General features: G+C 61.4%; 22 protein-coding genes, 1 pseudogene and 1 CRISPR repeat array. Of the genes and pseudogenes, 20 read left to right on the forward strand and 3 right to left on the reverse strand.

What is annotated here, in order from left to right; all coding sequences use genetic code 11:
* Position 1 precedes the first annotated feature (1 nt).
* The 17 genes from AC097N_RS10950 (at position 2) to AC097N_RS11030 (ending at position 20,346) form a co-directional block, all read left to right on the forward strand.
* Positions 2-1,033: a LacI family DNA-binding transcriptional regulator gene (locus AC097N_RS10950; protein WP_479581046.1), complete on the forward strand. Its 1,032-nt coding sequence runs from the start codon at positions 2-4 to the stop codon at positions 1,031-1,033.
* 99 nt (positions 1,034-1,132) lie between these two features.
* Positions 1,133-2,464: a glucarate dehydratase gene (gudD, locus tag AC097N_RS10955; protein WP_479581047.1), complete on the forward strand. Its 1,332-nt coding sequence runs from the start codon at positions 1,133-1,135 to the stop codon at positions 2,462-2,464.
* A 64-nt stretch (positions 2,465-2,528) separates the two neighbouring features.
* Positions 2,529-3,011, forward strand: a complete 483-nt coding sequence (locus tag AC097N_RS10960) for an acyl-CoA thioesterase (RefSeq protein WP_479581048.1) — start codon at positions 2,529-2,531, stop codon at positions 3,009-3,011.
* Between the two features lie 138 nt (positions 3,012-3,149).
* A complete protein-coding gene (locus AC097N_RS10965) occupies positions 3,150-3,974 on the forward strand; it encodes an ABC transporter ATP-binding protein (RefSeq protein ID WP_479581049.1) in 825 nt (274 codons plus the stop codon).
* Positions 3,967-4,869 carry an ABC transporter permease gene (locus AC097N_RS10970; protein ID WP_479581050.1) on the forward strand — a complete coding sequence of 301 codons (903 nt, stop codon included), beginning with the start codon at positions 3,967-3,969 and terminating at the stop codon, positions 4,867-4,869. Before AC097N_RS10965 ends, AC097N_RS10970 begins: the two co-directional genes overlap by 8 nt.
* Positions 4,866-5,813, forward strand: coding sequence for an ABC transporter permease (locus tag AC097N_RS10975; protein ID WP_479581051.1), 948 nt, complete (start codon positions 4,866-4,868; stop codon positions 5,811-5,813). Before AC097N_RS10970 ends, AC097N_RS10975 begins: the two co-directional genes overlap by 4 nt.
* 37 nt (positions 5,814-5,850) lie before the next feature.
* Complete coding sequence (locus tag AC097N_RS10980; protein WP_479581052.1) at positions 5,851-6,864, forward strand: ABC transporter substrate-binding protein; 1,014 nt, start codon at positions 5,851-5,853, stop codon at positions 6,862-6,864.
* Positions 6,865-6,944: 80 nt separating this feature from the next.
* Complete coding sequence (locus AC097N_RS10985; protein WP_479581053.1) at positions 6,945-7,610, forward strand: TetR family transcriptional regulator C-terminal domain-containing protein; 666 nt, start codon at positions 6,945-6,947, stop codon at positions 7,608-7,610.
* A 204-nt stretch (positions 7,611-7,814) separates the two neighbouring features.
* The gene (gene cas3, locus AC097N_RS10990) at positions 7,815-10,559 is read left to right on the forward strand and encodes a CRISPR-associated helicase Cas3' (protein ID WP_479581054.1); all 2,745 of its coding nucleotides are present in this window, start codon (positions 7,815-7,817) and stop codon (positions 10,557-10,559) included.
* The gene (locus AC097N_RS10995; RefSeq protein ID WP_479581055.1) at positions 10,556-12,154 is read left to right on the forward strand and encodes a type I-E CRISPR-associated protein Cse1/CasA; all 1,599 of its coding nucleotides are present in this window, start codon (positions 10,556-10,558) and stop codon (positions 12,152-12,154) included. The genes cas3 and AC097N_RS10995 overlap by 4 nt, the downstream gene beginning before the upstream one ends.
* Positions 12,141-12,701, forward strand: coding sequence for a type I-E CRISPR-associated protein Cse2/CasB (gene casB, locus AC097N_RS11000; RefSeq protein WP_479581056.1), 561 nt, complete (start codon positions 12,141-12,143; stop codon positions 12,699-12,701). Before AC097N_RS10995 ends, casB begins: the two co-directional genes overlap by 14 nt.
* A 24-nt stretch (positions 12,702-12,725) precedes the next feature.
* Entirely contained in the window at positions 12,726-13,922 is a 1,197-nt protein-coding gene (gene cas7e, locus AC097N_RS11005; RefSeq protein ID WP_479581057.1) for a type I-E CRISPR-associated protein Cas7/Cse4/CasC, read from the forward strand.
* A 1-nt stretch (position 13,923) separates the two neighbouring features.
* Entirely contained in the window at positions 13,924-14,637 is a 714-nt protein-coding gene (gene cas5e / locus AC097N_RS11010) for a type I-E CRISPR-associated protein Cas5/CasD (protein ID WP_479581058.1), read from the forward strand.
* Complete coding sequence (gene cas6e, locus AC097N_RS11015) at positions 14,634-15,377, forward strand: type I-E CRISPR-associated protein Cas6/Cse3/CasE (RefSeq protein ID WP_479581059.1); 744 nt, start codon at positions 14,634-14,636, stop codon at positions 15,375-15,377. The genes cas5e and cas6e overlap by 4 nt, the downstream gene beginning before the upstream one ends.
* Positions 15,378-15,395: 18 nt before the next feature.
* Positions 15,396-16,289: a type I-E CRISPR-associated endonuclease Cas1e gene (gene cas1e / locus AC097N_RS11020; RefSeq protein ID WP_479581060.1), complete on the forward strand. Its 894-nt coding sequence runs from the start codon at positions 15,396-15,398 to the stop codon at positions 16,287-16,289.
* On the forward strand, positions 16,261-16,572 hold the full coding sequence (cas2e, locus tag AC097N_RS11025) for a type I-E CRISPR-associated endoribonuclease Cas2e (protein ID WP_479581061.1): 312 nt from the start codon (positions 16,261-16,263) through the stop codon (positions 16,570-16,572). The genes cas1e and cas2e overlap by 29 nt, the downstream gene beginning before the upstream one ends.
* 55 nt (positions 16,573-16,627) lie before the next feature.
* Positions 16,628-20,012: direct repeats of the CRISPR family, unit length 29 nt; unit sequence GGTTCCCCCGCGCGAGCGGGGATAGTCCC.
* Positions 20,013-20,070: 58 nt separating this feature from the next.
* Entirely contained in the window at positions 20,071-20,346 is a 276-nt protein-coding gene (locus AC097N_RS11030; protein WP_479581062.1) for a TetR family transcriptional regulator C-terminal domain-containing protein, read from the forward strand.
* A gap of 151 nt (positions 20,347-20,497) precedes the next feature.
* On the opposite strand, the pseudogene AC097N_RS11035 reads toward AC097N_RS11030, so the two are convergent.
* A pseudogene (locus AC097N_RS11035) lies at positions 20,498-20,707 on the reverse strand (IS110 family RNA-guided transposase); the annotation flags it as partial.
* A 248-nt stretch (positions 20,708-20,955) separates the two neighbouring features.
* On the opposite strand from AC097N_RS11035, the gene AC097N_RS11040 reads away from it, so the two are divergent.
* The 3 genes from AC097N_RS11040 to AC097N_RS11050 are packed head-to-tail and all read left to right on the forward strand — an operon-like array spanning position 20,956 to position 23,040.
* Positions 20,956-21,792, forward strand: coding sequence for a DUF3703 domain-containing protein (locus AC097N_RS11040; protein WP_479581063.1), 837 nt, complete (start codon positions 20,956-20,958; stop codon positions 21,790-21,792).
* Complete coding sequence (locus tag AC097N_RS11045; protein ID WP_479581064.1) at positions 21,789-22,385, forward strand: cytochrome-c peroxidase; 597 nt, start codon at positions 21,789-21,791, stop codon at positions 22,383-22,385. Before AC097N_RS11040 ends, AC097N_RS11045 begins: the two co-directional genes overlap by 4 nt.
* Positions 22,321-23,040, forward strand: a complete 720-nt coding sequence (locus tag AC097N_RS11050) for a cytochrome-c peroxidase (protein WP_479581065.1) — start codon at positions 22,321-22,323, stop codon at positions 23,038-23,040. Before AC097N_RS11045 ends, AC097N_RS11050 begins: the two co-directional genes overlap by 65 nt.
* Here AC097N_RS11050 and AC097N_RS11055 read toward each other — a convergent pair.
* Both AC097N_RS11055 and AC097N_RS11060 read right to left on the reverse strand, forming a co-directional pair.
* Positions 23,028-23,843, reverse strand: coding sequence for a helix-turn-helix domain-containing protein (locus AC097N_RS11055; protein WP_479581066.1), 816 nt, complete (start codon positions 23,841-23,843; stop codon positions 23,028-23,030). The two genes, AC097N_RS11050 and AC097N_RS11055, sit on opposite strands and share 13 nt — an antisense overlap.
* 107 nt (positions 23,844-23,950) lie before the next feature.
* A partial coding sequence (locus AC097N_RS11060) for an HNH endonuclease (RefSeq protein ID WP_479581067.1) occupies positions 23,951-24,543 on the reverse strand: 593 nt, incomplete at its 5' end.

Genomic DNA, 24,543 nt, shown 5'->3' on the forward strand with positions numbered 1-24,543 from the left:
GATGACTCCCCCGAATCCGCCTGCCAAACGCGCCCGCAAGGGCAGCGGCGCCGTCACCCTGCACGACGTCGCCCGGCTCGCCGGGGTGGCGCCCATCACGGCCTCGCGTGCCCTGAACACGCCCCAACAGGTCTCGGCCGAGGTGCTCAAAAAGGTGACGGACGCCGTCGCCAGCACGGGCTACGTGGCCAATCGCATGGCCGGCGGCCTGGCCTCCACGCGCAGCCGCCTGGTGGCCGCCGTGGTGCCGACCATTGCCGGGCCCGTGTTCCTGCAAACCATCCAGTCCCTCACCGAGGCCCTGGCCGAACACGGCTACCAGCTCATGCTGGGCCAGAGCGGCTACGTGGACTCGCGCGAAGACGCGCTGCTCGACGCCATCATCGGCCGCCGCCCGGCGGGCATCGTGCTCACCGGCATCATGCATTCGCCCGAGGGCCGCAAGCGCCTGCTGGCCTCCGGCATTCCGGTGGTCGAAACCTGGGACCTCACGCCCACGCCGCTGGACATGCTGGTCGGCTTCTCGCATGTGGATGTCGGCCGTGCCGTGCTTGATTTTCTGTATGCCAAAGGCCGCCGTCGCCTCGCCGTGATTGCGGGTGACGACGAACGCTCCACCCGCCGCCACCAGGCGTTTCAGGCCGCCGCCCGCGCCGCGGGCCTGCCCGAGGTGCCGCTGGTCACCGTGCCCGCGCCCACCACGCTCAAAAGCGGCCGCCGCGCACTCAACGAATTGCTGCAAACCCACCCCGATCTGGACGCCGTGTTCTGCAGCTCCGACCTGCTGGCGCTGGGCGTCATGACCGAGGCGCAGGCCCGCGGGTTGGCCGTGCCGAGCCAGATCGCCGTGGTCGGCTTCGGTGACCTGGAGTTTGCCGCCGACCTGCACCCGGCCTTGACCACCGTGCACATTGACGCGAACGCGATTGGCCGTCAGGCGGCCCGGTTCATCGTCGATTGCGCGGAAGGGCGGGCGGTAGAAGAGAAGGTGGTGGACGTGGGGTTTTCGATGGTGGAGCGGGGGAGTGCGTAATCCCTGCACCACAGACTCGTCATGGGGGCTACTACGTACTTGACAGTCCAAACGGTAGCGCTACCATCGATGGTATTTTCTATCCATCTGGACCATCTCATGAACACCTCCACCCCCGTCATCACTGAATTGCGCGTCATCCCCGTTGCGGGCCGCGACAGCATGCTCATGAACCTGAGCGGCGCGCACGGTCCCTTTTTCACGCGCAATATCCTGATCCTCACCGACAACGCGGGCAATACCGGTGTGGGTGAGGTGCCCGGGGGCGAGAAGATTCGCCAGACGCTGGAGGACGCCCGCGCTTTGGTGGTGGGCCAGCCCATTGGCGCGCACCAGCGCGTGCTGCAGCAAGTGCAACAGCAGTTTGCCGACCGGGATTCCGGCGGGCGCGGCCAGCAAACGTTTGACCTGCGCACCACCATCCACGCCGTCACGGCCATCGAATCCGCACTGCTCGACCTGCTGGGTCAGCACCTGGGCGTGCCCGTGGCCGCGCTGCTGGGCGAAGGCCAGCAGCGTGATGCGGTGGAGATGTTGGGCTACCTGTTCTACGTGGGTGACCGCACCAAAACCGACCTGCCCTACAACAGCGAGCCCGGGGCTGACAACGCCTGGTCGCGCGTGCGCCACGAGGTGGCCCTCACGCCTGAGGCCATCGTGCGCCAGGCCGAAGCCGCGCACGAGCGCTATGGGTTCAACGACTTCAAGCTCAAAGGCGGCGTGCTGCGCGGGGACGAAGAAGTCGAAGCCATCCAGGCCCTGCACGCGCGCTTTCCTGAAGCCCGTGTCACGCTGGACCCCAACGGCGGCTGGTTGCTCAAGGACGCCATTCGCCTGATGCGTGACATGCGCGGCGTGGTGGCCTATGCCGAAGACCCGTGCGGTGCCGAAGACGGCTTTTCCGGCCGTGAGGTGATGGCCGAGTTCCGTCGCGCCACCGGCCTGCCCACGGCCACCAACATGATCGCCACCGACTGGCGCCAGCTGACCCACGCGCTCTCGTTGCAGTCGGTGGACATTCCGCTGGCCGACCCGCATTTCTGGACCATGGCCGGTTCGGTGCGCGTGGCGCAAACCTGCCGCGACTGGGGGCTGACCTGGGGCTCGCATTCCAACAACCACTTTGACGTGTCGCTGGCCATGTTCACCCAGGTGGGCGCTGCCGCGCCGGGCCGCGTGACCGCGATTGACACGCACTGGATCTGGCAAGACGGCCAGCGCCTGACCAAGGAGCCGCTGCAAATCGTGGGTGGCCACGTGCAGGTGCCCAAGAAGCCCGGCCTGGGGGTGGAACTGGACATGGTCGAAGTGGAAAAAGCGCACCAGCTCTACAAACAACACGGCCTGGGTTCGCGGGATGACGCGGCGGCCATGCAGTACCTGATGCCCGGCTGGCAGTTCAACCCCAAGCGCCCGGCGCTGGACCGTTGAACCGGCCGGTCAATCTTTAGTACAGTCGCCGGATGAAAAAACCGAATTTTGCGAAGGCCTGTTGATGGATCTCCCCGCACACCAACTCTCCATGACGGTGTTGATGACCCCCGACACGGCCAACTTCTCCGGCAACGTCCACGGCGGCACCATCCTCAAGCTGCTCGACCAGGTGGCCTACGCCTGCGCCAGCCGTTATGCCGGGCGCTACGTGGTCACGCTCACGGTGGACCAGGTCATGTTCCGCCAGCCCATCCACGTGGGCGAGCTGGTGACGTTTCTGGCTGCCGTCAACCACACGGGCACCTCGTCGATGGAGATCGGCATCAAGGTGATTGCGGAGAACATTCGCACCCGTGAGGTGCGCCACGTCAACAGCTGCTTCTTCACGATGGTGGCCGTGGGCGATGACCGCAAGCCCATTCCCGTGACGCCCTGGACGCCCACCACCGATCTGGAACGGCGCCGCCATGCCGCCGCTGAAGTGCGCAAGCAGATGCGCCGCGAGATGGAGCAGCGTTTCGCCGCCAACCGGGCGATTGTCTAGAGGGCCGACAGGGTACAAACCCTGACGAGATTGCTGGCACGAAACTGGCATGCGTCGGTAGAATAAGTTGACCAATTGGTTAGCTTCCTGGACTTGACGCCCTGTCGTGGTGCGGTCCACCCTACTTATCGCGTGTCAATGAAATATTCTGCACCGTCGTCATCGCCCTCTGCGGCTGTCCAGGCCCGTACGCGGCTGGCGGTTGAAGTCCGCAACGCCAGCGTTATTTACCAGACGGCCGATTCGCCGGTGCATGCCCTCAGTGACATCGACCTGGAGATTACAGAGGGCGAGTTTGTGGCGCTGATCGGCCCCTCGGGCTGCGGCAAGACCACCCTCATGCGCGTGATTGCCGACCTGGAGAAAATCAGCGCCGGTCAGGTGCTGGTCAACGGCGTGACGCCGCATGAGGCCCGCCTGGCGCGCGCCTACGGCTATGTGTTTCAGGCGCCCGCGCTGTTCCCGTGGCGCACCGTGCTGGGCAATGTCACCTTGCCCTTGCAGATACAGGGTCGCTCCAAAGCCGAGAGCAAGGCCATCGCGCTGGAGCAACTGGCGCGGGTGGGGCTGACCGGTTTTGAGGGCAAGTACCCCTGGCAGTTGTCCGGCGGCATGCAGCAGCGGGTGTCGATTGCCCGCGCCCTGTCGTTCGAACCGAAGATTTTGATGATGGACGAGCCTTTTGGGGCGCTGGACGAGATCACGCGCGACCGGCTCAACGAGCAGTTGCAGCAACTGTGGCAGCGCGAGCGGCGCACGGTGGTGTTTGTCACCCACTCCATTTCCGAAGCCGTGTACCTGGCCACCCGCATTGTGGTGATGTCGCCGCGCCCGGGCCGCATCGCGCGGGTGATCGATTCACCTCTGCCCGATGCGCGTTATCTGGGGCTGCGCGACACCCCCGCGTTCATTGAAGTGGCGCACGCCGTGCGCGAGGCCCTGGCTGATGGCCACCATGACTGAAGCTTTGTCGTTCCCGCTCGGCCTGGCGCGGTTCCAGCGGCAAGGCGTGCCGGTGCTGGTCATGCTGGTGGCGGTGCTGCTGCTCTGGTACGGTCTGGCCTGGTGGCTCAACGCCCCGGGCGCGATCGAGCGCGTGTTGCCGCAAGACACCGCCTGGACCTGGCGCGACCTGCTGGGCGCCACCATGTCCATGGAGCGGCCGCTCATGCCCGCGCCGCACCAGGTTGCGCTGGACTTGTGGTCCAGCCTGGTGGACTGGCCACTGGACTCCCCGCGCAACCTGTTGTTTCATGTCGCCGTCACGGCGGAGTCCACGTTGTGGGGCTTTGTGATGGGCACCGCGCTGGGGCTGGTGCTGTCGGTGTGCATTGTTCATTCGCGCACGCTGGACCGGGCTTTGCTGCCCTGGATCGTGGCGTCGCAAACCGTGCCGGTGCTGGCCATTGCGCCCATCGTGCTGGTGATTTTGGGCAGCCTGGGGTTTGCCGGTGTGGCGCCCAAGGCGGTGATTGCCATGTACCTGTGCTTCTTCCCGGTCACGGTCGCCATGGTGCAGGGGCTGCGCTCGCCGCAGCGCATCGAGACCGAGATGATGCACACCTACGCCGCGTCGCGCTGGCAGGCTTTGTGGCTGCTGCGCCTGCCTGCGGCCCTGCCGTTTTTGTTTCCTGCGCTGCGGGTGGGCATTGCGGCCGGGCTGGTGGGCGCCATGTTGGCCGAGCTGCCCACGGGTGCCGTGGCGGGCCTGGGTGCGCGCCTGCTGACCGGTTCCTACTACGGCAACACGGTGCAAATCTGGTCGGCGCTGGTGATGTCGGCCATGCTGGGGTTGGCGCTCACTAGCGTGGTAGCCCTTGTCGAACGGTTGGCACTGCGCCACAGGAGTCAGCCATGAAGCGCGCGACGTCCATGACCCTCGGGCTGGTGCTGGCGGGCCTGGCGGCGGGCGCGGCGCTGATGCAACTACCTGCCGCTGCTGGCGAGGCGCCGCCCAGCCCCTTGTTCTGGCTCGCCACGGTGGCGCTGGCGGTGCTGGCCGTGCAGTCCATCCGGCGCATGGCGGCGCTGGATGGTGCGCGGGTGTACGGCCTGCTGACTGCTGCCTTGTTTGGCGTGTGGGTGCTCTATTTCTGGCAGCTGCTGGTGGTGGCCTTGGAGGTGCCCCGCGTGCTGTTGCCGCCGCCGAGCCTGATCGTGCAGTCCCTGGCCAGCCACTGGCCCACGCTATGGGGTGACTTTGTGCAGACCGTACTCAAGGCGGTGTTGATCGGCTGGGCCGTGGGCTCGGGCCTCGGGTTTGCCGTGGCGGTGGCCATTGACCGGCTGCCCTTTTTGCAACGCGGTTTGCTGCCGCTGGCATCGCTCACCAGCACCATCCCGCTGGTGGCGGTGGCGCCGATTGCGGTCATGTGGTTTGGGTTCGAGTGGCCCTCCAAGGCGGCCGTGGTGGTGCTCATGACCTTTTTTCCCATGCTGGTGTCCACCCTGGCCGGGCTCAAGGCCTCGGGCAAGCTGGAGCGTGAGCTGATGTACAGCTATGCCGCCAGCTACAGCCGCACCCTGCTGGCGCTGCGCCTGCCCGCCGCGCTGCCTTTCATGTTTGGCGCGCTCAAGGTCAATGCCACGCTGGCCCTGATCGGCGCCATCGTGGCCGAATTTTTTGGCTCGCCCACGCAAGGCCTGGGCTTTCGTATTTCAACCGAAGCCGCGCGCATGAACATGCCGCTGGTGTGGGGCGCCATCGTGGTGGCCGCCGTCACCGGTTCTGTGGCCTACGCCGTGCTGGTGGCGCTGGAGCGGCGCGCCGCGTTCTGGCACCCGTCGGTGCGTGAGAGTTGACGACCGTTTCTTTTCTTTAACCCAAGGAGCTATCCCCATGATTCGTTCTTCCAAAATCACCAACAGCCTGCTGGCTGCGGTGCTGGCCGTGTGTGGTGCGACCGTCGGCGTCCACGCCCACGCGGCGGACAAGGTCACCGTGCAGCTCAAGTGGCTGCCGCAGGCCCAGTTTGCGGGCTATTACGTGGCGCAAAGCAAGGGTTATTACAAAGACGCGGGGCTGGATGTGACCATCAAACCCGGTGGCCCCGACATCTCGCCAGTGCAGGTCATTGCCGGTAACCAAGCCGATGTGGTGGTGAACTGGATGCCCGATGCGCTGGCCGCGCGTGAAGCCGGTGTGCCACTGGTCAACATCGCGCAGGTGTTCAACCAGTCGGGCCTGATGCTGACCTGCAAGAAGTCCAGCGGCGTGACCAGCCCCAAAGACTTCAAGGGCAAGACCCTGGGCGTCTGGTACGGCGGCAACGAATACCCGTTCCTGAACTGGATGGCCAAGCTTGGCTACAAGGACACCGACATCAAGATCCTCAAGCAGGGTTTCAACGTCGACCCCTTGCTGCAAAACCAGGCTGCGTGTATCTCGACCATGATCTACAACGAGTACTGGCAGGTGGTAGACGCGGGCATCAAGGAGAGCGATTTGGTCACCTTCTTCTATGAAAAAGAAGGTGTGGCATCGCTCGAAGACGGCCTGTACGTGCTGGAGTCCAAACTCAAAGACCCCGCCTTTGTGGCACGCATGGGCAAGTTCCTCAAAGCCACCTTCAAGGGCTGGAACGACGCGGTGAAGAACCCCGCGGAAGCCGCCAAGATCGTGGTGGCGGCCGACATGTCGGGTAGCGCCTCCGAGAAGGTGCAAAAACGCCAGATGGAAAACGTGGCCAAGCTCATCACCAACGCCGGGACGGCCAAGATCGGCTACCTGGAGCCCGCCGCGTATGAGCGCACCGTCAAGGTCTTGCTGGCCGCGGGCAGTTCCCCCGTGATCAAGAAAGACCCGGGCAAAGCCGCGTACTCGCACGCCGTGTGGGAAGCCGCCGCCAAGTAAGCCATTGGCTTCTCAAGATCGGGGGCCTTGTCCGCGCGCAGGCGGGCACACGGGGATAGGGCCCCTTTTTTATTCACATGATGATTCCACTCTCCACCAGCAAACCGGCCGATGCGGCCGACGACACCGCCAAAGGCCAGATTCGCCAGGCCAATGAAGCCTTGATCTTGACGGCCGCCGAACGCATTTTTGCCGGGGCCGGTTTTGCGGGCGCCACCATGGCCGCCATTGCCGAGGCCTCGGGCCTGCCCAAGGCCAATTTGCACTATTACTTTGGCAGCAAGCAGGAGCTGTACCGCACGGTGCTGGCGCGCACGCTGGAAGACTGGCTGCTGCCCACCCACGGCATCACGCCCGGGGCCGACCCCCAAGTCGCGATAGAACGCTACATCCGCGACAAGATGGCCCTGTCGGTGCAGCGGCCCTTTGCCTCCAAAGTGTTTGCCAACGAACTGCTGCACGGCGCCCCCGTGGTCAAGGCCCTGCTCGCCACGGAACTGCGCGACACCGTGCGGGCAAAGGCTGCCGTGATCCAGGGCTGGATCAGCGCCGGGCGCATGGCGCCGGTGGACCCGGTGCACCTGTTTTTCACCATCTGGGCCGCCACGCAAACCTACGCCGACTTTGATGTGCAGGTGTGCGCGGTGCTGGATCGCCCCTCATGGGGCGCCCCAGACCACGCCCGCGCCACCGAGCATGTGGTGTCGCTGATTTTGCGGGGGTGTGGGCTGTTAGGTATCAAATAGGCCTCTGGCCCAGGTGGGACGTGCGGGAGTAGCTATTTAATTGATAGTAAATATAGCGTTGATTGAGCCAAGTCATCAACTGATGAGAATCCCCCATTTGGGTGATAGACGTGAGCAGGGGTGGGGGACAGAATGTCTTGACTCATGTTGACACAGCTAAAGCAGTGGCGGCAGTTCTGAATGCTCCTTCCACTTGGCTTGTCAATGAAACTAAATCGAGTCCGTCATACGACGGCAGTCCTCATATCTGATGCCACGCCATTCGTCGCGTGGGGCAAGCTCTCGCGCGACAAATCTGGGCAGTTGACGGGCATGCATCCTTTGCTGGACCACATGACTGACGTCGCCGCGTGCTTTCTGGCTCTGGCGCAATGTGCTGCCGTTCGCCGTTCACTGGAGCTCACAGCCGGTAGAAAACTTGAAGATTTAGACTTGCAGCGACTCGCCGTGCTGGTCTTTTTGCATGATGTTGGCAAAGCCAATGCCGGGTTTCAATCAAGGCGATGGCGGTTGCCTGAGCATCCGCCTGGAAACTGGCCCACCGCACCCTTTGGACATGGCCCGGAAGGCTGGGAATTGATTGCAGGGCGAGTGACCAACGCTGAACACTATGCGGCTGGATTACCCATTGCAGAAATCGTGGCTTGGGGTGAGGATGCCGTCGGTCAGTTGCTGCAAGCGAGCATCAGCCACCATGGCCGTCCGCTTGGGGAAGAGCCTGCAAAACAAAAGGAATACATCTGGACGCCTGTGCTGGATAAAAACGGGGCGGTGCTGTACGACCCTGCAGCCGCCATGGCAAGCATGGGTGAGCGTCTGAAACAAAGTTATCCGCTGGCCTTCGCCGAGTGTCATCGAGCGTTACCGGACCAGCCAGCGTTCGCGCATCTGTTCGCAGGACTGGTTCAGTTGGCTGACTGGCTAGGGTCTGACACGCGTGAGAGATTTTTCCCATACGCCGTTCCCGGCGAAAAGCGAATCCAGACAGCCCCAGGGCGTGCCACTTACGCAGTCAACACCATTGGCCTGGATGTCAACACCTGGCGCAATGAGTTGCGCAGCCAGCCGCCGGTTTTCAGCGCCGCATTCGGTGTGGCCGAGGCCCGCCCCATGCAATTGGCCGCTGCCGACTTGTCATTGGGCAATATCGTGGTGCTGGAGGCAGAAACTGGTAGTGGCAAAACAGAGGCCGCGTTGTGGCGCTTTGTTCAGCTGTTTCAGAAGGGCGAGGTCGACAGCTTGTACTTTGCGTTGCCCACCCGCGTCGCTGCATCGCAGCTGTACAAGCGAGTTTTTGATTTGGTAAAACACCTCTGGCCGCTCGATGCTCCCGTGGTTGTGCGTGCATTGCCGGGCTATGAAGCGGCGGACGAGCAAGAAAAAATCAGCCTGCCAGATTTCAAAGTTCAGTGGCCAGACCATCCCGCTGACGAGAAAGCGCATCAGCGCTGGGTGGCCGAATCGCCCAAACGATTTTTGGCCGCCACCATCGCCGTGGGCACGATCGACCAGGCCTTGCTCGGCGCGCTCAAAGTGCGGCATGCCCACATGCGCCACGCTCTGCTGTCGCGTAGCCTGCTGGTGGTGGACGAGGTTCACGCCTCCGACGCCTACATGACGGTACTATTGGAAAAATTGCTCCAGGCACACATCAAAACAGGTGGGCAAGCCATGCTGCTTTCCGCCACTCTTGGCGCCACGGCGCGCACGCGTTATCTCAACATTGGGCATCAAAAGAAGGTCATTCAGCCCTCGTTGACCGATGCCTGCGCTGTTCCCTACCCCGCCGTCAGCTCCCGCAATGCGTCTAGCGTTCACTTGCAACAAGTCGCAGGCAACCCGCAACACAAAACGGTTCACTGGAAAACACTGGACGCGATGGATGACCCGGTGCGTATCGCCACGCTGGCCGCAGATGCTGCGGCGCAAGGGGCGCGCGTATTGGTGGTGCGCAATACCGTACCAGCAGCCGTTGCCACTTTGAGAGCACTGGAGCAACTGGCCCTGGCGCAAGGCGGCAACTGGCTGTTCAAAGTCAACGGCGTCAGCACCGTCCACCACAGCCGTTACAGCCGACAAGACCGCCCCTTGCTTGACCAAGCGGTGGAAACGCAATTGGGCAAACAGCGAAAAGACTTTGAGGGCCGTGTCATCATTGGCACGCAAACACTGGAGCAAAGTTTGGACATTGACGCCGACTTGCTCATTACCGACTTGTGCCCCATGGACGTGCTGCTCCAGCGCATAGGCCGTTTGCACCGCCATGCACGACCCGACGCAGAAAGACCTGACGGTTATCGCCAGCCGCGTGCCTGGGTGCTGACACCGGCAGGCCACGACCTCACCCCCATGCTCAAGCGCGCCCGCAACGGCTTGGGGCGCTTTCATGATGGTGGCGGCGTATATGCCGACCTGCGCATGATCGAGGCCACGAAGCGTTTGATTGAAGCGCAGCCAAGCCGCCAGATACCTGCCGACAATCGCGTGTTGGTCGAACACGCGACGCACCCGCAAGCGCTACTGGCAATTGAGAAAGAACTGGGAGGCGACTGGCTAAAACTTGGCCAGGCCATTGAAGGTGATACCAGCGCACGAAAAGGGATTGGTCACCTACATACCTTGCCTTACGACGATGCGTTTGGCGATGTCACTTTTCCCGACAGTGATCAAAAAATTGCGACCCGTCTTGGCGCTGCTGATCGGCTTGTGACGTTTGACCCACCACAGCCCGGCCCCTTTCTGCAGGAGGTCAAGCAATTGGCGCTGCGCCATCACCAAATTCCGACAGGCGTCAGCCCTGATGCGTTGCCTACCGACATTGCCGCATTGCCAGATCACGCAGGTTTTGAGTTCACCTTGGGCGCCACACGTTATCGCTACAACCGTTTTGGTCTGGAACGCTTGAAGACCCATGACACAACAAAACAAACACAGGGAGAACCCATATGACGATTGCCCCGGAATTACAGTTTTCATTGCTGACAGAACCGCTCATTCGCTACCGTCGTGCAGGTGATGGCTGCACCGTTTTTGCCAGCTTGCCGCAACTGTTCGTGGCCCTCGCCGCTGACGAGGTACGCGATTACCCCGCCTTGCGGCCGCATCAGCGCCATCCGTGGCACGCTTTTCTGGTGCAGTTGGCCGCCATTGCGCTGCACAAGGCAGAGCGAACTGCGGCGTTTGACACTGCTGATGAGTGGCGCGATGCGTTGCTCGCACTCACGCCCGATGACCCGGACAGTGCCGCCTGGTGCTTGGTGTCGCCGCCGAATCGGCCAGCACTACTACAGGCGGCCGTTGTTGGGGGAAGCACTGCTGAATGGAAATCTGAGGCCTTCGCAGCCGATGAAATTGACATGCTGGTGACCTCCAAAAATCATGATGTCAAAGGCAGCCGTGCCCGCCGTTCACAGCCAGAAGACTGGCTATTTGCCTTGTTGAGCCTGCAAACCCAAGAGGGCTTTTTAGGCGCTGGCAATTACGGCATTTCACGCATGAATCGTGGCTATGCGAGCAGGCCAGGCGTCGGCGTAGCTGCTGTTGGGCTGCACGGTGCGCGCTGGACACGAGACATCATAGCTTTGCTTGCCCAGCGTGAGCGGACGGTTGAAGAGCGCGGGTTGCAGGGTGCAGACGGCGTGGCGCTGGTCTGGCTCGCCCCGTGGGACGGCCTTGGTTGTCTTTCGTTTTCAAGCCTTGATCCTTTTTATATCGAAATTTGTCGCCGCATTCGCTTGCAGACAGTGGGCGAGGTGATCACATCGATTGGCACGGGTAGCAAAGCGGCGCGCATTGCGGCGAAGGAGTTGAACGGATTGACGGGTGACGCCTGGACGCCGATTGACGTGGAAGGTGGCAAGGCGCTCACGATCACCTCTAACGGCTTTAACTACAAACTGGTTTCTGAGTTGATGTTCGGCGGCAAGTTCCAAGCCCCTGTTGCACACAATTTGGCCCAAGCGGCCAACGAAAAGAGTCTGGTTTTGATTGCTCAAGGCATCACGCGTGGACAAGGAAAAACAGAGGGCTATCACGAGCGCCTTGTGCCGATTTCACCCAAGGTGCGGGGCCTTCTGATGAGCAACCAGAAAGCGCCCTTGGCGCGACTGTCGACCCAACGCATTGCCATCATTGGTGAGGTGCGCAAGCTACTGTGGGTGGCTTTGGCGGTTCTTTTTGCCAGTGGCAAGTCAGGTGATAGCAGCGACGGAAACAAGACCAAGGCCAGCAAGTTTTCTGAGCCGTTTGAGACCGCTGAAGACGCCCGTTTTTTTGACGACCTCAACGAAGAAATTGAAGCCGCAGACCCAACTGCACAACGTTTGCAATGGATGTTGGGCTTGGCGGGACGCGCTGAAGTCATTTTGAAAATTGCCTTCAATGCCGGGCCGCGCAATGGCGTCCAAAAATACCGCGCCCAATCTGCCGCTTTATCGCGCTTTCACGGCGGCCTTCGCAGTGACAAATCACCAATGCCCGAGCTTGCCAGTTACTACCGACAACAAACTATGAAACGACAGGAGGAAACCAGTGACCACGTTTGACCCTACCCCGAACGAACATGTTTCGTCAGTGGATGCACCGATTTACCGCGAGCCATTTGGTGCGTTGGCGGCTCATATCCAGCGGGCGGGTTCTTGCGAACGCGCCGCACTGGCCCGGCTTCAGCCTGAAGCGCTTCAACCCCACCAGTTGGCGGCGTTGGCACGCGCGCTGCTGGCCGCAGGCCTATCTCCCGAGCAATGGCACGCCGACACTTGGCCACGTTGGGCTTTGATTGCGCATGGCATGGCGCTGGCTGGGCATGACGGGAAACAAAAGCTGGGCAAGCAGTTGGCACATGCCGGGGTGTCTGAATCACGCGTCACCAAATTGCTCACTTCGCGGGGTGATGCCTTCACGCAGTTGTTACCCCGCGTATTGCGCCTTTTAGCGAGCAAAGGCGTGGCACCCAACTGGCGCGAGTTGGGCGAGTTGGTGCTTATAGAAAGTAGCAGCCAGCGCAATCATCAAGCCAAGGCCGAGGAGCTACGTCTCCAAATTTCAGGCCCTTATTTTTCAGCGCTGGCCCGTGCCGAATCCAAGTCATAACGAACAAACACTCAAGGAGTTTTCATGAATCTGCCCCGTTTTATCCAAATCCACACCCTGCATAACTACCCCGGCGCGCTGCTCAACCGCGATGACGCGGGTCTGGCCAAACGCCTACCTTATGGCGATGCGATTCGCACACGCATTTCGTCCCAGTGTTTGAAGCGCCATTGGCGCATGGCAGATGACCATTTCGCGCTGGCAAATCTTGGGGTGCCCATGGCCGTGCGATCCAGGGTGACACTGGACTTGATCCGGAAAAAGTTGATTGAGGCGGGCTTGTCTGAGGCGCTGGCGCAATCGGCTGGCGAAGGCCTGCGTGATGCGGGACTTTTGGACAAGGGCGGCAAAGAATCAAAAGGCAAAGAAGCACTTGAAACAGGGCAAGCCGTGTTGATGGGCTACGCTGAAATTGACTATCTCGTCAAACGCTGTGCCGAGTTGGCGCAGGAGAACATCGAAGCAAAAGCATTAAAAACGGCCATTGCCAAATTTCTGAAAGACGAGAAGAAAAACATTGAGGCCTTGAAACACGGCAGCGGTTTGGAGTCCGCCCTGTTCGGTCGCATGGTCACGTCTGACGTATTGGCCAGCCGCGATGCCGCCGTGTATGTGGCACACGCTTTTACCGTTCATGAGGCGCAGGTTGAGAACGATTACTTCACCGTGGTCGACGATTTATTGCGTGAAGCGGGCGAGCAAGGTTCCGCCGGTATCTTTGACACCGAACTGGCCTCCGGTCTGTACTACGGTTACGTGGTGGTCGATGTGCCGCAACTGATCGCCAATCTGGAAGGCGAGAAGGCCAAAGACTGGGACACTTTGCCCGCCGAGAAGCGCGAATTGGCTGGCCGTGTGGTGCAGCATTTGCTGCACTTGATTGCCACCGTCAGCCCCGGTGCCAAGCGCGGCTCTACCGCACCGTTTGAGTGGGCCAAGTTTTTGCTGGTGGAGGTGGGCGACTGGCAGCCGCGCAGCCTGGCAGGCGCTTTTCAAAATGCCTTGCCACTGAACCAGCCCGCCATTCGCGAAGCCGCTGTGCAAATGTTGGTGGATGAGATTGGCAAGCTGGATGAGGCTTACGGTGCCACGCTGGATCGCCGCTTTTTGGCCTTGGACAAAGTGGCCGTGCCCAATGCGCAACGCTTGTCCTTGAACGACTTGGCGACCTGGGTGCAGGACTACATCACTCAAGGCGCCGCGCCAACACAGGCAGCCTAAGATGCCGCGCCATTTGCTGATCAGGCTTTCATCCCCGCTCATTGCGTTTGGCGGTGAAACCATTGATAACTTTGGTGTGATTCGTGATTTTCCGGCGCTCTCCATGGTGACGGGGCTCATTGCCAACGCCTTGGGTTGGGATCGGGGCGATGACGCGCTGCACAACCGGTTGCAGGAGCGGTTGCGCATGGGGGCACGGCTGGAGGCGCCGGGTTCACGATTAGCCGATTTCCAAACCGCTCAACTGGGTGCCGCTGACAAAGCCTGGACGACATGGGGCGCAGTGGAAGAGCGTAGAGGCGGGGCAGCGTCTTATGACAGCCCTCATTTGCGTTACCGTGACTACCACGCCGACCTCATTGCCTTGCTCGCTCTGCGACTGGAGCCCGCCGACGAGTCCCCCACTTTGGACGAAGTGGCCCAAGCGTTGGATCGGCCCCAGCGCCCCCTTTTTATCGGTCGAAAACCCTGTCTGCCCGTTGGGCGTTTGGTGGCCGGTTGGATTGATGCTGACTCCATCTTGCATGCCCTGCAACTTGCGCCGCTTGCCGACGCGGCGCGTGGCTTGCGTGCGCAATGGCCCGATGGCGAAGGCCAACTACCCGGCGACCGTGTGGTGGATGTTTGTGATGAACGTAACTGGACCAGCGGCGTACACGGCGGTTGGCGCCCGGTGCGTGAAGGGCTCATTAAAAATGCAGGGAATATGTCATGAGTTTTGAGTCTCTTTATTTGCTGCACACTCAGCCCGATCCGCAACGGCTGGCAGCGTGGGCCGCGCGCCATCGCTTGCTGGATTCGCAGGGCGACCTGGGCTATGCACTTCATGCGCTGTTGCACGCTGCCTTTGGTGAACATGCGCCGAAGCCGTTTCGTTATCTCGATACCGAGCAAGGCCTGCTGGCCTACACCCGTCTGAATGCCGGCGAATTGGCACAACACATTGCTCTAGCTGACCCCGATGTGGCGGCTGCACTGGGTCTGGGTCAGACACTCCACCATGCCGGCATGAGCGTGCGACCTTTCCCCACGCAGTGGGCGGCGGGGCATGTGCTTGGGTTTGAAATGCGCGTGCGCCCCATCATCCGCGAGGGAAAAACGGGTCGGGAACGCGATGCATTTTTGGCTGCAATTGAAAAGACGCAGGGCAGTGAGTTGGATCGTAGCGAGGTTTATGTGCAGTGGCTGCGTGATCTGTTGGCGCGGCAAGGTGGCGCGGAACTGGTTGAAGCCAGCGTTACCCGTTATCAGCAGCTGGGTGTGACACGGAAAAGCCAGAAAAACAGCGCTGATGATGCGCGTCACAGCCGCCTTGTCAGCGGGCCGGATGCCGTGTTGACGGGGCAACTATGCGTAACGGACCCGCACGCCTTTGCTGAACTACTTGCCCGCGGGGTTGGGCGGCATCGGGCTTTTGGCTTCGGGCTGCTTTTGCTGCGTTCGGCTCGTGGTTGATGTGGCGGAGCCGTAAAGATGCTTAAAGGACGTCTGGGGCTTGAAACGGCCCGCTTTCCGCACGCTGACCGCCATGGATTGCTCTGGCTGGAGCGGGGTGAGCTGTGCGTCATCGACGGCTGCTTGCATTTCATGCGCGGCAGCAACTCGTTGACACCGACAATTGATCAAATCCCGCATCAGTCAGTATCCATGATTTTGCTGGGACCGGGCAGTAGCGTCACGCATGATGCCTTGCGCTTGCTTGCCCGCCACGGCACGTTGATGGCCGCTGTTGGTGTGGATGGCGTGCGTACCTACACTGCGCCGCCTTTGATGCCGGATCGCTCTGACGTTGCCAGGCGTCAGGCCGAGTTGTGGGGCAATCCGCGTCGCCGCATTAGTGTGGCGCGCCATATGTATGCACTTCGCTTGGGTGAAGTATTGCCACATCGTGAGTTGGATACGCTTCGTGGCATTGAGGGTTCTCGCGTCAAGGTCATGTACAAGCTGATGGCCGACAAGCATGAAATTGAATGGAATGGGCGCCACTATGACCGTGCTAATCCCATGGCCGCTGATATTCCCAATCAGGCGTTAAACCACGCGGCTACTGCCGTGCAAGCGGCAGCCGCCATTGCTGTGCAGTCGCTGGCGGCATTGCCGCCGTTGGGTTTTATTCATGAAGATTCGGGGCAATCCTTTGTGCTTGACATTGCTGATCTTTATCGTGAAGCAATTACGCTGCAAATAGCCTTTACTGCTGCCCGACAAGTGTCCAAAGGTGCGGAAGATACTGTGGATCGTTTGGTCCGTTGGGAGGCGGCCCAAGTCTTTCGCAAGCAGCAGGTCATCCCGTCGATGATTGACAAGATCAAGCAGGTACTACGCATGGAGGAAGTCAATGGCGCTGGTGATGATAGTGACGCGTGATGTGGTTGACCGCTTTCATGGTTTTTTGGCCTCGGTGATGTTGGAAATTGCGCCCAATGTGTTTGTCGCACCGCGGATGAACAAGGGCGTTCGCGAACGCACATGGGATGTTGTTTCCGACTGGCATGGGCAAGAGCCTAGAGGCAGTTTGGTGATGGTTTGGCGTGACTTGAATGAAGTCGGTGGAGTTGGGCTTGCTCACCTTGGGACGCCATCACGCGAATTGGTGGAAATGGACGGAATGTGGTTAACCCGTCGCAGCAAAGCTGCAAATGTTCTTTAAAATTTAGAGTCGATTTCACTGTTTTCTCTTACACATCAACGAGTTAGATGTAAGAGGTTCCCCCGCGCGAGCGGGGATAGTCCCTCCATGCGGGATTTGCCAAGCCCCGTGTCTGCGGTTCCCCCGCGCGAGCGGGGATAGTCCCGAGTGCAATGTGGTTGCCGATGATGTTGGTTTGGTTCCCCCGCGCGAGCGGGGATAGTCCCTAGCGGACCCTAGGTTTTGACTCCCGTTAACTGGTTCCCCCGCGCGAGCGGGGATAGTCCCTTTGGGCGAATGGATGCTATCCGACCTTCTATGGTTCCCCCGCGCGAGCGGGGATAGTCCCCCAACAAAGATGCCAAGCCCATAAGCCCAGCCGGTTCCCCCGCGCGAGCGGGGATAGTCCCTCTACACTTTGATTCGCCAGACTTCTGCTTGCGGTTCCCCCGCGCGAGCGGGGATAGTCCCCCTCCATCAAATTACTAAATTGATTTTCAGACGGTTCCCCCGCGCGAGCGGGGATAGTCCCCAACTTTTCAGCAGCCGATCAGTTCTCGTCGTGGTTCCCCCGCGCGAGCGGGGATAGTCCCAAGCGCACTGGTGCCATAGTGCGTGTACAAGAGGTTCCCCCGCGCGAGCGGGGATAGTCCCTTTGCTTGCGTCGGTGCATCGAGCAGCGCCCAGGTTCCCCCGCGCGAGCGGGGATAGTCCCAAGCAGGCTTAGCCGGTACATGCAGCAAGATGGGTTCCCCCGCGCGAGCGGGGATAGTCCCACAGATCACTTGGCAGTCGCTGCGTACATCGAGGTTCCCCCGCGCGAGCGGGGATAGTCCCTTGGTTGGAGTTCAAAGACTCAGCTACTACGCGGTTCCCCCGCGCGAGCGGGGATAGTCCCCCTTGAACAGGAATTCAGCACCTACGCGAGATGGTTCCCCCGCGCGAGCGGGGATAGTCCCAAACCCACCCAGGATTCATGTGTTGCGCGTGCGGTTCCCCCGCGCGAGCGGGGATAGTCCCTGCAAGGGTGGGATCAGCACGTGAGACGGCATGGTTCCCCCGCGCGAGCGGGGATAGTCCCCACTTGCGTTGAAGTAAAAATTGCTTTGCGCAGGTTCCCCCGCGCGAGCGGGGATAGTCCCGTGGATTGTGCCCTGCTTTGCGTACGATGCTTGGTTCCCCCGCGCGAGCGGGGATAGTCCCCAGCTGTCCATACCTAGCCTAGTGATTGTGTCGGTTCCCCCGCGCGAGCGGGGATAGTCCCTCCTAGCCAAACTTGCTTTAGATGCCGGAAAAGGTTCCCCCGCGCGAGCGGGGATAGTCCCTATGTGTCGGCGCTCTACCTCAATCCATTGATGGTTCCCCCGCGCGAGCGGGGATAGTCCCGCACAGTATGCGCAGCTTGTAACGACTGGCAAGGTTCCCCCGCGCGAGCGGGGATAGTCCCCCACCAGCCCGCAATCAGCAAACGCGCTCGCCGGTTCCCCCGCGCGAGCGGGGATAGTCCCCCCGAGTAAGTGCCTCGACTGAGAGAATTCCGGGTTCCCCCGCGCGAGCGGGGATAGTCCCGTACCTGCGCACGATCTTGACCAAGCAACAGGGGTTCCCCCGCGCGAGCGGGGATAGTCCCCTTCGGACGGTCGAATTGACCAGTGCAATTGCGGTTCCCCCGCGCGAGCGGGGATAGTCCCCGCATTCAAGCTGGGCTATACAGATGCTGGTTGGTTCCCCCGCGCGAGCGGGGATAGTCCCATGGATGCAATCGTTTTAAGATTTCCGTAAGTGGTTCCCCCGCGCGAGCGGGGATAGTCCCCTTTGTCCACGATCCACGACGCGGATCAGGCTGGTTCCCCCGCGCGAGCGGGGATAGTCCCCACCAAAAAAGGGTAAGGGCACAAGCCCCCCAGGTTCCCCCGCGCGAGCGGGGATAGTCCGTCCTCGACGCCGCACCGCCGACGCCGGCATGCGGTTCCCCCGCGCGAGCGGGGATAGTCCCCAGCACGCGCGCCGATTGGCTGGCTTTGACCAGGTTCCCCCGCGCGAGCGGGGATAGTCCCTCATCGGCGTCCATCTCGCCGTCCATCAGCTTGGTTCCCCCGCGCGAGCGGGGATAGTCCCCCCCAGTGCGATTGCCCGCAGCATCCCAGGTCGGTTCCCCCGCGCGAGCGGGGATAGTCCCGGCAGGATGCGGGCCTTGCTGTAGCGCTGGGAGGTTCCCCCGCGCGAGCGGGGATAGTCCCATATCCCTGGCGCTGAAAGGCCCGGAACTGCCGGTTCCCCCGCGCGAGCGGGGATAGTCCCTGAAATCTCCACGACGCGGCCCGCGAGGCGGTGGTTCCCCCGCGCGAGCGGGGATAGTCCCGAGTAATTCATTCTTGAAAAATCCGGGCTTGAGGTTCCCCCGCGCGAGCGGGGATAGTCCCCACGAAAACCGAAGAAGTCCAAAAGTCAGAAAGGTTCCCCCGCGCGAGCGGGGATAGTCCCTGACCACAGCGTAACCCTACGGTAAACCCTTAGGTTCCCCCGCGCGAGCGGGGATAGTCCCTTCAGCCAAAAATGCTATTTTTTGAGCCCCAGAGGTTCCCCCGCGCGAGCGGGGATAGTCCCGGATATTGCGGAGCCTGCCGATGGGTCTGTGCGGTTCCCCCGCGCGAGCGGGGATAGTCCCCTCTCCAGCGTCGGAAGTATGTCCATGCAATCGGTTCCCCCGCGCGAGCGGGGATAGTCCCTCGACTCGTGTCCTCCAGCCACACATTAAGTAGGTTCCCCCGCGCGAGCGGGGATAGTCCCGCTCGAAGTGGTGTTCCTGGATTCGCCGAATGGGTTCCCCCGCGCGAGCGGGGATAGTCCCTGGCCCTACGCCGGGTTCGGGAGGATTTGAGGGGTTCCCCCGCGCGAGCGGGGATAGTCCCCACCCGGTCACGCTCTACCTTCTCACGCGCCAGGTTCCCCCGCGCGAGCGGGGATAGTCCCATCCCCCAGCTTCGCAACTGGATCAAAACCCAGGTTCCCCCGCGCGAGCGGGGATAGTCCCATGTAAGCAGGGGGCCGGATGTCTCTACTCGAGGTTCCCCCGCGCGAGCGGGGATAGTCCCGTGCTTGCGAATGAGTGCAGGGTCGGAATACAGGTTCCCCCGCGCGAGCGGGGATAGTCCTTAAGCGGGCGGCGTAGGCGGAGGCGGCGTCGTGGTTCCCCCGCGCGAGCGGGGATAGTCCCTTCACCTACTGGATTTCGCCGGTCGATACGGCGGTTCCCCCGCGCGAGCGGGGATGGTCCCGCGGCGCCAAGAGTCCCAATGACCCCTTCTACGGTTCCCCCGCGCGAGCGGGGATAGTCCCCTGCTATTCGGGCCAACCCCTGACGGCGTGTAGGTTCCCCCGCGCGAGCGGGGATAGTCCGCTGCGCAAGGACGCTTCGTAAAGTGGCACATCGGTTCCCCCGCGCGAGCGGGGATAGTCCAGTCTTGACGGCCGCTAATATCATGGGTAACTGTTGTACATCCGAGCTGGTGCTGCCCCGTGGTCAAGGCCCTGCTCGCCACCGAACTGCGCGACACCGTGCGGGCGAAAGCCGCCGTCATCCAGGGCTGGGTCAGCGCCGGACGCATGGCGCCGGTGGACCCGGTGCACCTGTTCTTCACCATCTGGGCCGCCACCCAAACCTATGCCGACTTTGACGTGCAGGTGTGCGCCGTGCTGGACCGCCCCGCCTGGGGTGCCCCAGACCACGCCCGCGCCACCGAGCATGTGGTGTCGCTGATTTTGCGGGGGTGTGGACTGTTAGGTGCCAAATAGGCCACTAGCCCAGGCGGGACGTTCGGTAGTAGCTATTAAATTGATAGTTAATTTAGCGTTGATTGAGCCAGGTCGGCAATTGATGAGTCCTGATCAAGTTTTTTCGCACACACCGATAGGTTGATTAATTGCCGATTTCTGCTCGAACGCATTGGATGCAGTCTGGTGCGCTGACAAGCAAGGCGCGCAGCTGGTTGATGGCCTGGGTCCGGGCCTTGACAGCGCTTCGGCGTGCCACGCTGACGATTCGCATGGCCGCTGCCAGGCCATGGTGGGTCTTGGGATGGCCTCTCGCGTCGCCTGCCAGCACGGCGCGGGCAGTGCTTTCAGTGTCGGTCGGATCGCTCAGGCCTTCGGAGCGGATCATTTCAACGACTTGCAGCTTGAAGCTCGCGTCGAAGACTCTTCGTTTTGATTTCGTCACTTTTATTACCCAGGTGATTTCCACCTATCTGTGTGTACGAAGTTATTAGATCAGGACGCTCCCTCGCCTGCAGGGGGAGCCTTCGACTTGAATAAAAGGGCTGCCAAAACAGCCCCTTCGTTCAAGCCCAAAGGGCTGGAAGCAGGAAGAATCAAGTGCATCGAAACCAACCTTTGGAGTACCTTGTGACCACCTTCCCAATTCGCATCAAGCCCAGTGTTGCTACAGCATTCGCTGCGGCCGAAGCAGCAGAAGCCTGCGGGCACTTCTACACGTCCTTCCAGCACCTGGAGCGAGCACATGTGCTGGGTCAAGCGACAACCATTGAGCATGTGGGCGTGCACTTGCGCATGTTCCGGTTTGCGCTACGCAACAACCTGCACGGAGAAGCCTGGGGGCAACTCTGGCGGTCGGTGGCGGCCGCCATCTTCACGGCCCCTGGGCTCCTGCCCGAAGGCAACACTGGCGGCGCTGACGTCAGTGCGTTCCGGCGCATGCCTGTTCCGAAGGACCTGCAACAAGCGCTCGACGCTGCTCGAGTCGCCAACACACCTGCACCCCCAAACATCATGCTGGGCAAGCTCACCGCAGCGGCAGCCCTGGCTGCGTTCGCCATCATCATGACCGGTTGTGTCTCGCAGCCTAAGGACCTGGACCTTTCACTGGATAAGAATTCGGTTTCGGACGTTTACCGTGTGGCACTGGTGCCGCCTGCTCAGGCGCCCGCTATCAACCAGATGCACAGTTGGAAGGTGAAACTGGCCACGACACAGGGCACGCCGGTGCATGGTGCAAAGTTTCTGGTCGACGGCGGTATGCCTCAGCATGGTCACGGGCTGCCGACTCAACCTCGCGTGACTCGCGAGATTGAAGACGGCACCTACGCGCTCGACGGGATGAAGTTCAGCATGACGGGCTGGTGGGAGTTGAAGTTAACCATCCAGGGCCCTCAGGGTGTGGACAAGGTCACCTTCAACACGATGATTGACAACCCGGCCGTTGCGGCAGTGAGCGTTCCATGAACAGGCGCGTCATCTGGCTTACGGCGGCGGCTGCTGCTCTTGCCGCCACTGGTTTGGCCGCGCAGGATTTAAAGCAGGTGCCGCTGCAGGACCAGTGGTCAGCTCAGGAAGTGACCACCATCGCCTCGATGCGCCTGAAAGAGGCTGGCAAACGGCCTACTGACGCTTCGAACGCATACGAGCAGCGCACCGAAGCGGCCACGTTGGGGCGTGCACTCTTCAATGACACCCGGCTCAGCAAAAATGGCCAGGTTGCTTGCGTCAGCTGCCACGCGGCCAACAACCAGTTCGAAGATGGGCGTCAGTTCGGCAAAGGAATCGGAACCGGCAAGCGTCGGACTATGCCAGTCATGGGTGCCGCGCACTCCCCCTTCCTGTTTTGGGACGGGCGCAAGGACAGCGCCTGGTCACAGGCTCTCGGACCGCTTGAAGACGCGGCAGAGCACGGTGGTAATCGTGCCCGTTTCGTCAAGCTAGTGCTGGCGCAGTACAAGGACCCGTACGGCAAGGTGTTCGGCGCAGTGCCTGATGTCTCCAAACGGAACGGAAGCCGAACGCGCCGCCTGGGCCGCGCTTGCACCGGCCACCCGTGACAGCGTCAATCGAGTCTTCGCGAACATGGGCAAGGCAATCGCTGCCTATGAACGGCTGGTTTTCTATGGCGAGTCGCGTTTCGATCAGTACGCCCAAGCAACTGTCACTGGCGACGGGCGAGGCCAAGTGGCACTCACCGGGCAGGAAGTTCGGGGATTGCGCCTCTTCCTGACCAAGGGGCAGTGCGTGACCTGCCACAACGGACCACTTCTCACGGACCATGCATTCCATAACACCGGCGTTTCACCTATCGACCCGGCCAACCCTGACCGTGGACGGGCCGATGGGCTCAAGAAGCTCCTGAAGGATGAATTCAATTGCCTGAGTCGCTACAGCGACGCCAAACCGGAGCAATGCGGTGAACTACAGTTTCTGTCGACGAACGATCCTGGTCAGCTCGCCGCGTTCCGCACCCCAAGCTTGCGCAACGTTGCGGCCAGGCCTCCGTACATGCACGCCGGCCAGTTCGCCACCCTCGAGCAGGTCGTGCAGCATTACGCGGCCTCGCCCAAAGCCGTGATCGGCCACAGCGAACTGGCGCAGCCCGGGGAAAAGCACGCGCAGCGGCAAACTATCCAACTCTCCGCCGACGACGTCAAAGACTTGGCCGCGTTCCTGGGTACGCTAACTGGCCCAGTAAATCAGCCCAAGTGATGCTGCGGCATTCGCGAGCAGGCACTGAGAGGGCCGTTCATCTGCAGGGCGGAGGGGGCGAGGCCAAACATCGACCGTGCCGTCCTGGACAGGTGCGCCGAGTCCGCGAACCCGGCAGCATGGGCTGCGGTCGACAGTGTCTCGCCTTGCATCAAAAGCGTCCAGACATGCAAGAGCCGTCGCCACAATAGGTACGTCCGCAAGGGCATGCCGGTCTCTTCCACGAAGAGGTGACGGAATCGCCCCGGAGAGAGGTTCGCTGCTTCAGCAACCTCGGACAGCAAGACGGTTTGGTCAACCCTCTGGCGGATGTATTCAATGGCCGCCAATACGCGCGGGTCTGATGGCTCGCGCCAGGTAGTGCGCGAAATGTCCTGCACGAGTTGAAGGCAAGCGGCTTTGACCGCGTCGTAGCTCCTCTCAGTGCGCCAAGCCCTGTATAGGCGCTTGACGCCCGCCGCAACTAAATCAGCATCGAGAACCTCAAGCCCGCCTTGCAGTCTAGAGGAGAGCGCCTTGCCTTCTAGCGTCTCCGGCTCAATGAACAGAACAGCGTTCCATTCGCAGTCATTGACGTCAATGCTGTGCGTCGCTCGCGATGGGACCAGCGCTGCCGGGCAAGATTGCCACTGGGCGCGCCGGCCGAACTGAACGCGCAGTCCTGTCGGTGCACCAATTACTAGCTGTATTGCGTAGTGAGAGTGAGGCGAAATCGGAGCGCCCCCGCCTTCGCCGATGAATCCGCACCCACCCGTCCAGGCGACAAAGTCGCCTCGGTAGCGGTTGATGGTTGATGCGTTCAAGGCAGATTTCCAGTTTCGATACTACGTTTACCTCTTACGTTTGATATGAGGGGGGCCAAAAGGCGCTGTTTTTTGGCATTCCTTCGAGAGAAGGGTTAGGAGGCACGTTACACCACTCGGGGGGTTCGGGTGTTCAGGCCGCGCTCGGCGCGCCACTGGAGGAACTGCGTAACGTTCTTGGCGTGCTTTGCAAGATTGCACGGCTCACAGCAGAGCGTGAGGTTAGCTGCTTCGTTTCGCCCGCCCTGAGCGATGGGGGTCTTGTGATCAACATGCCCGCGTTTGGCCAGAGGTAGGTCGCAGTACGCACACCGATCTGAGAGTAGGGTACGAATACGGGCGACATCTGCCTCGGTATAGCCAGCGCCTCCGGCGCGAAGTTCACGTTCCTTGCGCAGGTTCGCTCGGGCTACCACGCCCGTCTTGTTTTCCTTGCTGTATGCGCCGACGTGCGCCCGCATGCAGGCGCGGCATTGGTGACGGAAGCCGCCACTTGGCGTATTGCCGAAGAATTCGCGCGTGAGCGGAAAGCTTTTGCGACAGTCGCGACAGTGTTTGCTCTCCATGCGGTTCTGGCGCCTAAGGCTACGCTGAACAAGTGCCGTCAAAACGCCAGCCGAGGCTGATGACAGTGCGATTTCTTGAAAACGAAGCGTCAATCGCCCTATTTTGTGGCCCCTGGGGCCTGTTGTCAGGGCCT

The organism is Rhodoferax sp. LS1R11 (genome assembly GCF_056521395.1).